The sequence below is a fragment of the Robertmurraya sp. GLU-23 genome, assembly GCF_052983275.1.
In genome coordinates this window covers 95,911-108,769 of sequence record NZ_JBRKCV010000006.1, presented here as the reverse complement: position 1 = coordinate 108,769, position 12,859 = coordinate 95,911, and the positions used below count along the sequence as shown (strand labels likewise).

Here is a 12,859-nt window from a genome sequence, read left to right as displayed (position 1 = left end):
TTTTTATACTATAGGACAAAAAGAGTGGATCTAGTTTGACCCAGACCCACTCCATAAAGCTTTTAACTACTCTTTTCAAAAACAGATAAGGCTTGTATGACAAACTGATTGATCTCATCTTCATCTGCTTTACTTGGATTAAATTCGATTCTTAATGGTTCTCCTATGCATACTCCGTTCTGATTCTCAATTAATTCCTTAAGCTTATCTAAGGCACCGCAGAATTCAGGATAAGAAGTGTCTCCAGATCCAAATAAGGCAAATAGCTTCTTATTTAAATCTAACTGTTCCACTTCTTCAATAATATCTAGACATTCATCGGGATAATCTCCATCTCCCCAAGTATACATTCCGATAAAGATAAGATCGTAATTCAATAAATCGCTAGCGGGTAAGCTAAGCATATCCTTGAGATCTACATCATGGTTATGCTTTTTAAGTTGTTCATCTATCAAATCTGCAATTGCTTCTGTATTCCCCGACATACTTGCGTAAATAACACCAATTTTCATGATCCTCTCTCCTAGTGTACGAGTTTTGTTATTTCATAACTTCGATCAATCCACTTGCTTTCGATCGGAGAACTAATAAACAATTCATCTTTAAAGCCAGCTCCCCTAAAGCCATGCCCCTCGATGGTTTCAATAGGTAATAACATTTGGCTCAGTTTGTTGATTTCATAAATTCTAGAAAAACCGTATTCATCCTTACTTGTGGTTGTATATAAGTTCTTTCCTACATTAAATACATCTAAAAATGCCTTCTCCGAGATGGATGGCTCAAAGGTTCTCCATCTTGATGCACGAAGTGATCTCATCTCTATAGATCCCTCTTTAGATCTGGCATTTCCTTTCGCAAGAAACATACAATCCTCACAATCTATATAAATGGAAGAAATCATGGAGTTTGATTCCTTTTTTACAAGGGTTAATTCACCACTTTCCAAAGAAAAACTCCATAGACCCCCTGATTCTCTATTAATTTGAGTCCCAATGTATAAGTGCTCTTTATGCAAAAATAAGGAGCGGATGAATGGTTTAATAGACAATTCTTTAAAAGGATGGATCACAGACCAGTTGGAACCAAAGTTATATGAAATATAAAGCTTGCTTCCTACATGGGTAATAATAAGACCTGACTCATTCCCTGCGATATCCCAAAGTCGTTGGGGTGTAGGGAAGAATGTATGTGTCCATTTATTGTTATATGGGTTATAACGAACGATTAGCCCATTGTCTCCTATTCCAAAAATATATGGAGAAATACATACTAGCTTATAAATGCTGTGTGAAAGGGGATACTGCAAGAGCCACTCACCTTTTTCAAAAGAGTATAGACCCGTATTTTTCACAGCCACAATGAACGGTAAGCTAGCAGTGGACAAAACGGCTGTAGACCCTTTTTCAAACATATGTAAGCTTCTCCCCCTTATTAGCCCATTGATAAAATGACTTCGCAAATTGTCTGCATTCTTCTATTTCCTCGTCCGTTTCAGGACTTAGTTCTATCTTTAATTTTTCCTCAAATACATCACAGCCCTGTTCCTTCAGTGTTGATTCCATAATATCCACAGCCATACAAAACTTAGAATAGAGAGTATCACCTGAGCCGAAGCAAGCAGCCTTTATTCCATTTAAACGGAGGTTTTTAAGTTCCTCGAAAAACTCTTCAACCTCATACGGCAGATCCCCATCTCCCCAGGTGTATGCACCAAGAAAGATACAATCATAGCTTTTTAAAGAATGTATATCTACTGTTTCTAAATCAAGTAGATCTACCTCCCACCCACATTCAAGAAGAGTTTCCTTCAAAATATTCGCCATATCCTCTGTATTACCGGACATACTTGCATAGCCAATAAATATTTTCACTGTTCTCCTCCTCTAATTGAAAATGATTATCATTATTAACAACTTAAATATAATCGATAATGATTCTCAATGTCAATTGTATTTTTTTGCGTAAATACCTTTTAATACAAAAAAAGCTCCCCAGATTAATGGAGAGTTTCTTTATAAGGAATACGAAATCTAAAAGTAAAAATAAACGGAGGTTTTCCGGTTAGATGCAGACTGGAGCTCGTTTCGGGGGAAATAAGGGGAGATTTTCCGATTAAGCAAAGCAAACTCTCCCATTTTTGAATTTTTCGAGTCGATAGGCGGAATTTCTCCGTCTGTTTAAACTATTTTTAATAAAAAATATTAATTAAGCGGAATTTTCCCTTCTATTTATCAGCTCTGATGCTTAACCTGATCCCCCAACCAAAAAGTGCTTTATCGACCATTACTTTGGAACAGATCTTTCTGCATTAATATAACCAGAACCATAAATATTCTTATCTCGATCTCGCCAAACATCTGTGTTAGTCATTAATAATTCTTTGATTTTATCAGGTGTTAGACTTGGATTTGCTTCTTTCATTAACGCAACAACCCCTGCACAAATGGGTGTCGCCATCGAAGTACCCGATAATGTAGTATAGTCATTTTCTACTCGACTGCTTTTTTGCAATTTATCTAAATAGGAATTTGGCGATCTTAATGAAACAATATTTACTCCAGGTGCTAATATATCAGGTTTTACTCCACCATAGATGGTTGGTCCCCGACTGGAGAAGCTCGCCACATCATCGTCGTTTCTCTCTAAAGTATTCCGATCATCAAGCGCACCTACCGTTATGACTTTATCACTTAATCCAGGACTAGCAATTGTACCTTTTTCTGGCCCTTCATTCCCAGCCGCAACACAAACAACGATTCCAGATGCCCACGCTTCCTCTACCATCTTAACCATTGGATCATCATCTTCAGTTCGGTAGTTTTGCGCGGTACTTCCTAACGACATACTTATAATGTCAATTTTATTATTTGGGTTATTTTCATTATATTGAATACACCATTCCACTCCTTGCATCACGGTTTCAAGTGAACCTGACCCCATTTTATCAAGTACCTTTACTCCTACCAAGTTTGCCCTTGTAGCTGGCCCCGCATAATTTACAGAGGCAGAAGCAGCATCTCCTGCACAGTGCGTACCATGACCATTATCGTCATAAGCTTCTGTTCGATTATTGATAAAGTCGACAAAATCTGTAATTCTACCTGAAAGATCTGGATGCGGATAGATTCCTGTATCTATGATGGCGATTTTCACACCGTTACCCGTTAATGTTGTCGCGTTTCTTACAATATTAGAAGCTTTTGCAGAGGGTACTGCTACATTAAGAAAAGCCTTTACCTCACTATTGAGGTACACTCTTTTAATATGATTACAACTAGTGAGCATTTCTTCTAACCCACTAGGAGTTATATCAGCACTACAGCAGGACACTCTAGGAAAATGACTTTTAATTTTATTTCTCATATGATGATTCATTACTCCATCTACTTCTTTACAACCAGTATCGTAACATCCCTCCTGAAATTCAATAATCACCGAGTACTTTTTACTTCGTTTTAACATCGTTTCAAACATATTATGCAAAAAGCAAGGCGTCCATTTAAAGGGTTTATACAAATTTAAAATTTGTTCCCTTAATGGCCGCTCCAATTTATCCGCATGCGCTCTTACCATTTGAACCATTGAATACCCGAACAATCCAATTCCCTCCTATCATAATTATTCTTTTACAGATATATGAAGTTGCGAGAGAGTTGGCGTCGGCGCTTGTCCAAGTTAGTAAAAATAAGGCGGATAACGGGAGCGATTCTAATAATTGTTATCGATAGAGTAGAATAGAAGTACGGGCTGAATACTAAAGCCTCACTCTGTAATTCCTGGCGATGCTTGGGTTGTCCGTATCGATCCCTTATTCGGACTCTGTAATTCCTAACAATGCTGTTGCTGTCCGAATCAGCTCCTCATTCGTACTCCGTAATTCCTAAATATACTTTTCCTGTCCGAATCACCCCCTCATTCGGACCTAGAATAGAGGAAAAGGAACTTCAACGGTTATAAGCATTAAAAAATCCTATTAATTTATGAAATTAATAGGATCAACACTCATATTATTCAGTTATTTCAATATTAATCTTTTGACCTAGTTGGACATTTTCACTGTTTTGCAAGGAAACGGTTTGCCCCTCTTTTAAATTGGTAAACACAATCGGAGTTACAACAGACAATGCCTTACTCCTGACCAACTCCAAATCTACTTTTAAAATTTTCTGTCCTGCTGTAACTTTTTCACCTTGTTTCACCAGTGACTTGAATCCATCCCCTTGCAAATGGACGGTATCAATACCGAAATGAATCAATACTTCTCTTCCATTAGCGTCTATGATTCCGATTGCATGCTTTGTAGGGAATAAGGTAGCAACCTCTCCACTGATCGGTGATACCACCTCTCCACTAGTGGGATCGATAGCAAATCCATCACCAAGCATCTTTTTTGAAAATACTTCATCCGGAACGGCTGTTAATGGCAACAATTTCCCATGTAAAGGAGCTACAAACAAGTTTGTTTCTTGAAACTTATTAACAGAACTAGCTTCCGTTTTTATTCCAAACATTCTTTTTAAAATAACAACCGCCCCCATTTTTATAATGTACTAGACTTAACTTTCGGTTTTGCTCCGATATTTTTATAGTTCTTTTTGCCTTTAGTAGACAGTAATACAAGGTATATTCCCATTGATACAAAAAGGATTCCAATAAATAGATGAATCGTAATTGTCTCTCCTAAAAATAATGCGGCTATAACACTAGCAAGCAAAGGTTTTATCAAAAAAGACATGGCTCCTAGACTCGTGTCCAATGATTCTAGTGCTCTAAAATAGAGGTAAAATGCAATCCCAGTATTCACGATACAAATATAAACCATTTGTAACCAGATAGGTTCCAAGTCAAACGAAAATGGTTCCATTCCCTTCCAATAGACTACTGGTAAAATCGCTAGGGCCCCAAATAAATCTGTAAAAGCTGTCATGGCAGAACTACCTAATTTCTGTGATGTCTTTTTCCCGAAAACCGTATAAAAACTAAAGGCAATCATGCCAACTACCTGCAGTGCGATTCCTGCAATGACTTGTGGATGTGATAGGTTTCCCGTACCACCTAGGGCAACAAGGACGCCTATTATTCCAATCGTCAAACCAATCATCTTTTTAACAGATAGATGTTCTTTTAATATGAAGGAAGAAATTAGTGCCACAAAAATGGGATTGGCACTAATAATAACTGCTGACAAGTTAGCATTTGTATACTGATAACCGATTTGAATCATATTCATACTAATCGCTACATTCAAAATTCCTAAAGCAATCATAGAGAGGAAATCTTTGCCCGATATATTTTGGTGTCTCTTTTTTAAATCTACAATCGCAAATGGAAGTAAAAAGAGTCCGCCCGTTAAAAACCTTATGAATGTTAACTGCGTTGCGTCAATATAACCAATTACTGTCTTACTAACTACCTCGAAGGAACTAAAGCTGATGATCGCAATTGATAACCATAGGATTGATAGTTTATCATTCTTCATTTATGCTCCAATCTCAAAAGTCATTAAACGATTCTTTGTCGACTTTCCACTTTATTTTCGTTGGCTTTTTCCTTCTGCCGCTCTAATCTTCGTTTCAGAATTTTTCTACCTGGGCATTTCGGTGGAGTGTTATGCCACATGCACTGCCTACAAACAAGACATTTACCCGTATCCTGATTGGCTTTTGCATCATTTGCCCAGTTTGGGTTAACCAGCATACTTCTTCCAATATTCACTGCATCAACACCTGTTACCTTTAGGATTTCTTCTGCCATTTCCGGAGTCTTAATTCCGTTTACAGTGAAAACAGGTACATTGACATGTTTCTTAATTTCAGCTGCGGCATAAATTACATCCTTAAAAGGATAATCTTCGGGTACGTAGCTATCAAATTCCCCTGTACAGCCATAAGAAATATTAAGATAATCAATACCATGCTTCTCTAACTCTTTTGCATGGGCGATTCCATCTTCAAGTGTTGGTTCAAAAGCACCTAATCGGATTCCGATAATAAATGTTTCCGGAACAATCTCTCTAATTCGATTGATAATCTCAATTACAAATAATGATCGATTTTGTCCATACTCATCAGTTCTTTTGTTCACACGAGAATTAAAGAACTGGCAGATTAAGTATCGATGGGCCCCATGCAGTTCAATTCCATCGTATCCAGCCTTCCATATCCTTACGGCCGCATTCACAAAATCATCCTGAATCCTTTTAATATGTTCCAATGTTAATGGTGTTCCTGTTCGGAACCGGTCGTTTTTTGTACAGCTATACTCACTTGGACAAAATGTCTCTTCTTCTATTGCAGTTACACCCGCATGACAAATCTGTGCTAGAATTGTTGTTCCCTCTGCATGTACAGCATCTGCAATTTTCTTTAAGCCCGGAATATGTTCATCACTCCATACAGCCAACTGGTCATCAGCTACTTTCCCGTAAGTGGATGGACTTGCAGCCTCTTGAATAATTAGTCCCGTACCTCCTTTAGCGAAGCTAACATAATGCTCAATATTTTTCTCTGACACCATCCCGCTTTCATCACTGTAACTTCCAATGACCATCGATGGGAGACAGATTCGGTTCTTAATGACTGTGTGGTTAATTTGTAATGGTTCAAACAGCAAGCTCATTTAATCCTTCCTTCTTCACTGTATTTTCTTTCGTTCCTAGTACCCAAGCTGCTCCAAATGAAACGATGAATGATACTGCAACCACCGCAAGAGCTCCATAGAAGTTATTCATTGTTCCGTCTGCTGGTATGAAAGTGACAATGGAAGCTAAACTTGGAGAAACAATTGCGTAACCAGCTACTTTAAGGAACCCGCAAAGCAGACCTCCAACTCCCCCTCCAATCACAGCGGCCACTAAAGGACGCTTCATCGGGAATAGGATTCCGTACACCCCTGGTTCCGTAATTCCTAACAGTCCAGTGACTCCAGTAGAGATACCAACACTTCGAAGTGATGGAGCACTCGCTTTTAAGCCAACGGATAAACATGCCGCACCAACCGCAATATTCGCTGATAACATCCCCGCTACAATTAATGGATCAAAGTTCTTTGCTGCAAAAATAGCGAATAAGACTGGATATAATGCATTGTTCATTCCGAAGAAAACAAGGAATGGAGTAGCTGCACCGATGACAAGTACGGCTAAAGGTGGAGCCATATTATAAAGTCCATATACTCCGTTTGAAAAATAAGTTCCAATAATGTCACCAATAGGTCCTAACACAATTAAAGTAACAGGGATGGTAATAATCATAGTAAGTAGAGGTAAAAATACGGTTTTAATCACTGCCGGTATTCTCTTATCAAAGAATTTATATACAACGGACATAAACGCAACCGCTAGAAGAACGGGGAAAACGGTTGTATTGTAGGTCGTTTGGTGAATACTAATTCCTAAAAAGGAAAGGCCTTCTGCTCCGTTGATGGTGGAGAAGAGTAAGATAGTTCCAAGAAACGCCCCCAGGTAAGCATTCACATTTAATTTACGTGCTGCACTATATCCAATAAATACTGGAAGGAAATAAAAGGCTGCTTGGTTTACGGCTGAAAAGACAATGTATGTTCCTGAATCACTTTTCACTCCGAAGAAATTCGTCAAAATTGTTAATACTGCACCTGTTAGACCCCCTGCAATCAAGACGGGAATAATAGGTGAAAAGGTGCCTGCAATAAAATCTAATAATTTTACAAAGAAGCTTACCTTTTTGCCTTCTTCCGTCTTCTGAACTTGGTCCGTAGATTCTTTGAAATCACCTAATGTCATTAGTGAGTGGAATACCGCGGAGACTTCGTTTCCAATGACAATTTGACACTCATTTCCTCTAATAACAACGCCTAACACGCCAGGAATGTCCTTTATTTTTCCCTCATCGATGATAGAAGAATCATTGATTGTTAGACGTAAGCGAGTATAACAATGACTCGCCATCCTGACGTTCTTTTCTCCACCTATCGTTTCAAGAACAGCTTCAGCCAACTTCATCTTTGCATCATTTTTCGACATTCTTTCATCTCCCTACTCTTTTAATAGTTACAATCATTTGGATCGCTCATTCTCTCACGCTAGATTTGGCCATTCCTAGGAATCGTTACGCGAAAAGGCTGAAGCTTTAATACTAGATTGTAAAAAAACAAGGATGCATTCGTTGAATAACATTCCCTGTTTTTTTAATTTTCTTACTATTTAAATTGTAATCCTGACAAAAGGTTAGAACAAATACGTATAAAAAATGTGAGATATAAGGACAGCTTATTTCAGAAAACTTTTTTCTGGTTCAACTATATGTTTAGAGTAACTAGATATAATTTTATCAATAAATTCATCTGCGCCACCATATGGAAATCTAGAGTTAAAAGATTCATGATTGCTGCCATACTCCGCTTTATTAACAGCGTAATAATAAAAGCCATTTGTATAGGCCATGACAAAAGTAGGCTTATCATCGGCATTTCGAAGCTTCTTAGCTAGCTGTGTATCAATTTCTCCTGGAAACGTCACAAGACGGAAGGAACCAAAATCATAGATATAGCTAGACAGGTCATAATGGATACGATCTAATTCTAATTTTTCATTTACGTCCACTAGAAAACAAGCCGAGATTAAAATAGCCTCTTGACTATTCGGGTCAAGGTTTTGGAGTTTTTCCTCTAACTCTACCTTTTTCGTTAGAAGGTAATTATTTTCTGCCGGAACATAATCGATGGTAAATGGAACTTCTGTGATTACAACATCTGAAAAAGGTAGCTTTTTCGGCTTATTTTCCTCTAAGATTTGCTTGGCAATCCCCTCTCCAATGCGAACGGTCTCCTCCCAGTCTCCTGCTCGCTTGGTTAAACGGGTACTAGTATCTCCTCCTTCCCCATTGGCAATGGCCACAGGAACACCATCGATTTCTTGCAAGTAACGACGGATCACTCCGAAAAAATCATTCGAAACAAGCAGATTTTTATTATCTAGCACCGTTGGATGGCATGCCATATTTAATAACTTTGCTACTCCAAACCCTTCTTCATTTTTGAAGAGAAGCGATTCAATTTTATCAAAATATTCTCCATCCAAACCTTGTCTACTACAGTAAAAACCCTCAATTTGATGGCTATCCCACGTGACTTCTGCTTCCTTTTTATGAGAAAGGCAATACGCGGTATTTTCAATCATCTTTTCTATCAATAACTCTAGATACTCTTGATTTGGCTCAAGATCTTCATTCATTCCTGTAGACACTAACGGACTGGCATGTGTATGTGAACAGCCAATGATAAACTGGTTTTCGTCCATGTCAAAATGTTTTGATAATGCAGACTTTGCACGATCTCCAAAGGATTGTTCAATCATAATGATGTCTGGGATGTGAATCACCACTCCCTTTCCGTTTTCAGCCTCAATGTATAACGTATCTAATAGAAGGTTGTCTCTAGCTCCGTAAGCCGTTCGCATCGGATCGAGTACTTCACCGTTTTCGTTCTTTTGAAATAAACTAAATCTTACTTCATGATAACCTTCCATTTTGCACGGAAACTCCGGATTAATGATCGCTTTTGCCATGCTTACTTTTAACATATAGAACTCCTCCTATTAATTTTTTCTATTAATCTCTTTCTACTTTAAAGGCATAAGTCTTGTTCAATAGATAGGGGCGCATGTATCCATTGATATTGGATAATGGTAAAATTTCTGGTTTCAATTGAATTCCAAGTGTGTGAATCATATAATCTCGTCTTGCTTGGATTCGTTCCCATACTTCAGGATAGGTTGTGGCTAGCTCTTTTCTAAGTTCCTCATCAGCTATAGCTACCCCATCCTCGGCATTGGCTCCACCATAGCCTGAAACACTTGGAATAATATCCATTTGAAATAACATTCCGCTTGAAACAGCAATATCCGATCCTGGGTAAATAGGGGAAGACATCCATTCTTCTCCAGCCGTTAAATGTCCTGGATTAAGTTTCCATCCATATTTTGATTTTGGTAGTACAGATTCTATTAAGTCGTACATTTCCTGTCCGGTTATACCAATTGCCATATTTTCATACCAAGTAACACTCGCTGCATAGTAGGGTCTTGCGACAACATCTAAATAATCTTCTACCTCTATTGGTAGCTCCTCTTTAGTAGAAACAACATAAGCTGAACGGCTAGTTAGACCCCCTCGATATCCGAGAGTTGAGGCAAATTTATCTCCTATGCTTACCTTTTTTGCCCTCGGAGCAACAACTGCGTTTGTAAATCGGTCCCCTGTAGCGCAGATGGTCTGTACATTGTTCGGCTGTCCATAAACGGCCAATTCACTAGCAAGTTCCATTTCTGTTAGTCCTGGCTTAAGTTTATCTAGCACTTGGAGAACACAAGACGAAGCCACAGATGCCCCAAATTCATAATGAGCAATTTCGTTTGCATTCATATTAACTCGAACACCTTTTCCAGGATGAATAAACAGGGATGTCGCATTCCACACTCGTCCAGCCTCTCCGACTACCTTTTTCACTGCATGAACAATAAAGTAGGGAACATCAAAGATTTGTTCGTTATCTTCTAAGGAACTAGTGAACAATTTCCATCCAGCAATTCCCGCATTCATCCCTTCTGATACTCCTGCCGATTCAATTAACTCAGCAAGTGTTTTTGTGTTTCCCATCGGTTGGTTCGGAAGAGAAAAATAGGGTGTATGTACCACTTCGACTGCAATTCTGCTATACTGCCCCATTCGTACGGATTCATTTCCTAATAACATATAGGCCTTTCCACAACTGTGTAAAACAAGAACAGCTTCTTCAAATCTCGGTTCAAATCCAGCAAGATAGCCAAAATTTGTCCCATGCTCCCGATCGGCGTACACAAATAGGACATCCATCTTATCCTCTTTCATACGTTTGAGAACTTTTTCTTTATGAAGCTGCATCGTTTCATCGGTTAAATCCACTGGTACCCTTGCTGGTTCTGTGGTTGGAGCTGGTACCTCGCTATAAGTGATGGTTTCCATTAAAGTTGTCATATATATGCTCCTATCTAATTTTTATCCAAACGTTTAACTGACCTCTTGCATCCTCTCATGCACTTCTTTAAATAAATCAATGAAAATTGACATAGGTGTGGATAAATGGGCCGTTTTGTTATAGGTAAGCCCGAAACTTCGATTTACTTGCGGGATATCCAGCGGCAACTCGATTAACGATCCTTCCTCTAGTTCATCTAACACGAAATTCTTTATCACATATCCGATTCCCATTCCCATTTTAGAAAAATCTATTAGCAAATCCATATTAGAGACTTCAAGGGTATGTCCGATAGTAAAACCATTTTGAAAAAAATACTGATCAACGCTTTGTCTAAGTGGATGTGTTTTATGGAGCAACATTAAATTGCCAAAAGCAAAATAGTCAAAAATATTTTTGGCCTCACGAAGCTTTAAGTTATTGATGTAAGAGGGAGTTGCCACAAAGATGTATTTGTATTGCATGAAAGGATAGTATTCAAACATGTTCTTCTTCATAGGTTCTGTGGTTATGCCAATATCAAGTCCATACTCTTCTAGCATATTAAATGTTTGATAGGAGGACTGGTTAATGAGAGAAATCTCAATATAAGGATGTTCTTCAATAAACTTTTTCAGAAATGGTCTCATCACAAAATGACACATCGTTGTGCTTAAGCCTATACTGATCCTGCCAATTTTCCGATTTTCTGTCTGTTTAATCTCGAACTCGCCTTTCTCCAAAATGTCAAAGGCTGATTTTACATGCTTATAAAATAGCTCTCCTTTTTCTGTAAGTTGAACGCCTCTACTTTTTCGCATAAATAATGTGACGCCTAAGCTACTCTCAAGATTATTGATGGCGTTACTAACAGCTGGTTGGCTAATATAGAGATTTTTTGCAGCATGAGTTATATTCCCTAGTCTTGCCACTTCACTAAAGATGCGATAGAGCTGTATATTTTGTTCACTCAACTGCTTTCACTCCCTGATCATGGTTTCAGTACATAATTTTCAATTGCAAATGCTACACCATCTTCATCGTTCGATTTGGTAATAAATTTAGCAAGTTCCTTAATACTTTCGCTAGCATTCCCCATTGCAACCGTATATCCGAAGTCCACGCTAAGCATTGACCGGTCATTTTCACTATCACCAATCACCATGACCTCGTTCATTTCAATTCCTTTTGCTCTTGCATATCGAGCGACAGCCGCTCCTTTTTGGGCACCTGATACAGTAATTTCAGCATTAAAGGCATAGGAGAATTCTACTGAGATCCCATTTATTTTTGATAGTTCTTCTCTGAGCTCTGTTATGAGTGGAATGTCCATTTTAGCCGTACATATTTTATAGATTCTAGTACCTTTGGAAAATACATCTTCAAGTTTCACTTCCTGTTTCGTTGTTTCCATTAATACATTAGCAAAATATAAACATTCCTCTTTATCATGGAGGATCTTTCCATGAATTTGCGTTTCCATCCATTCATCAAAGAGATACTCTCTTGCCTTTTCGGTAGTAAAGTTTGTCATTCTCCCTTCCGATGTAAAAAGCTCCATATAAATATCTCTTTTTTCGAAGCTTTCTTTAATGCTATTGGCTAGCTCGTGAGTGAAGTATATCTCTTCATGGATACTGCCATCAGCTTTGTATGTCGATGCACCACTTGCACAAATGAAATCACACGATATCCCCGCGTCTACTAAAGGCTGAAGAGACATACTATAATCCCTTCCTGTACATACAACAAACTCAATTCCTTTTTCCTGTATCTTGTTAATCACCGAAGCCGTATAAGGAGAAATAATGCCTTTCTTGTTTAAGAGCGTTCCATCTAAATCAACTGCCACTAATTTAACCATGTCGATACCTCTTCTAAAAATTTT

General features: G+C 38.2%; 12 protein-coding genes. All 12 read right to left on the bottom strand.

Translation table 11 applies throughout. The annotated features are described in order from the left end of the window. Nucleotides 1-62: 62 nt before the first annotated feature. The 12 genes from ACVBAX_RS12070 to ACVBAX_RS12015 all read right to left on the bottom strand — a co-directional run bounded on the left by ACVBAX_RS12070 (nucleotide 63) and on the right by ACVBAX_RS12015 (nucleotide 12,835). Entirely contained in the window at nucleotides 63-512 is a 450-nt protein-coding gene (locus tag ACVBAX_RS12070; protein WP_447117247.1) for a flavodoxin, read from the bottom strand. An 11-nt stretch (nucleotides 513-523) separates the two neighbouring features. After that, the gene (locus ACVBAX_RS12065) at nucleotides 524-1,411 is read right to left on the bottom strand and encodes a hypothetical protein (RefSeq protein WP_447117246.1); all 888 of its coding nucleotides are present in this window, start codon (nucleotides 1,409-1,411) and stop codon (nucleotides 524-526) included. Beyond that, a complete protein-coding gene (locus ACVBAX_RS12060) occupies nucleotides 1,404-1,871 on the bottom strand; it encodes a flavodoxin (protein WP_447117245.1) in 468 nt (155 codons plus the stop codon). The genes ACVBAX_RS12065 and ACVBAX_RS12060 overlap by 8 nt, the downstream gene beginning before the upstream one ends. 412 nt (nucleotides 1,872-2,283) lie before the next feature. Then, nucleotides 2,284-3,597: a S8 family peptidase gene (locus ACVBAX_RS12055; RefSeq protein ID WP_447117244.1), complete on the bottom strand. Its 1,314-nt coding sequence runs from the start codon at nucleotides 3,595-3,597 to the stop codon at nucleotides 2,284-2,286. A gap of 410 nt (nucleotides 3,598-4,007) precedes the next feature. Next, entirely contained in the window at nucleotides 4,008-4,538 is a 531-nt protein-coding gene (locus tag ACVBAX_RS12050; protein WP_447117243.1) for a PTS sugar transporter subunit IIA, read from the bottom strand. Nucleotides 4,539-4,540: 2 nt separating this feature from the next. Continuing rightward, nucleotides 4,541-5,479, bottom strand: a complete 939-nt coding sequence (locus ACVBAX_RS12045; RefSeq protein WP_447117242.1) for a DMT family transporter — start codon at nucleotides 5,477-5,479, stop codon at nucleotides 4,541-4,543. Between the two features lie 23 nt (nucleotides 5,480-5,502). Beyond that, nucleotides 5,503-6,618 (bottom strand): oxidoreductase, encoded by a 1,116-nt coding sequence (locus ACVBAX_RS12040; protein WP_447117241.1) that lies wholly within the window; start codon nucleotides 6,616-6,618, stop codon nucleotides 5,503-5,505. Continuing rightward, nucleotides 6,602-8,002, bottom strand: coding sequence for a PTS transporter subunit EIIC (locus ACVBAX_RS12035; protein ID WP_447117240.1), 1,401 nt, complete (start codon nucleotides 8,000-8,002; stop codon nucleotides 6,602-6,604). Before ACVBAX_RS12035 ends, ACVBAX_RS12040 begins: the two co-directional genes overlap by 17 nt. A 246-nt stretch (nucleotides 8,003-8,248) precedes the next feature. After that, entirely contained in the window at nucleotides 8,249-9,559 is a 1,311-nt protein-coding gene (locus tag ACVBAX_RS12030) for a hypothetical protein (protein ID WP_447117239.1), read from the bottom strand. Between the two features lie 28 nt (nucleotides 9,560-9,587). Beyond that, nucleotides 9,588-10,991 (bottom strand): M24 family metallopeptidase, encoded by a 1,404-nt coding sequence (locus ACVBAX_RS12025; RefSeq protein ID WP_447117238.1) that lies wholly within the window; start codon nucleotides 10,989-10,991, stop codon nucleotides 9,588-9,590. A gap of 33 nt (nucleotides 10,992-11,024) precedes the next feature. Continuing rightward, complete coding sequence (locus ACVBAX_RS12020; protein ID WP_391559980.1) at nucleotides 11,025-11,945, bottom strand: LysR family transcriptional regulator; 921 nt, start codon at nucleotides 11,943-11,945, stop codon at nucleotides 11,025-11,027. A gap of 17 nt (nucleotides 11,946-11,962) precedes the next feature. Beyond that, the gene (locus ACVBAX_RS12015) at nucleotides 11,963-12,835 is read right to left on the bottom strand and encodes a Cof-type HAD-IIB family hydrolase (RefSeq protein WP_447117237.1); all 873 of its coding nucleotides are present in this window, start codon (nucleotides 12,833-12,835) and stop codon (nucleotides 11,963-11,965) included. Nucleotides 12,836-12,859 lie beyond the last annotated feature (24 nt).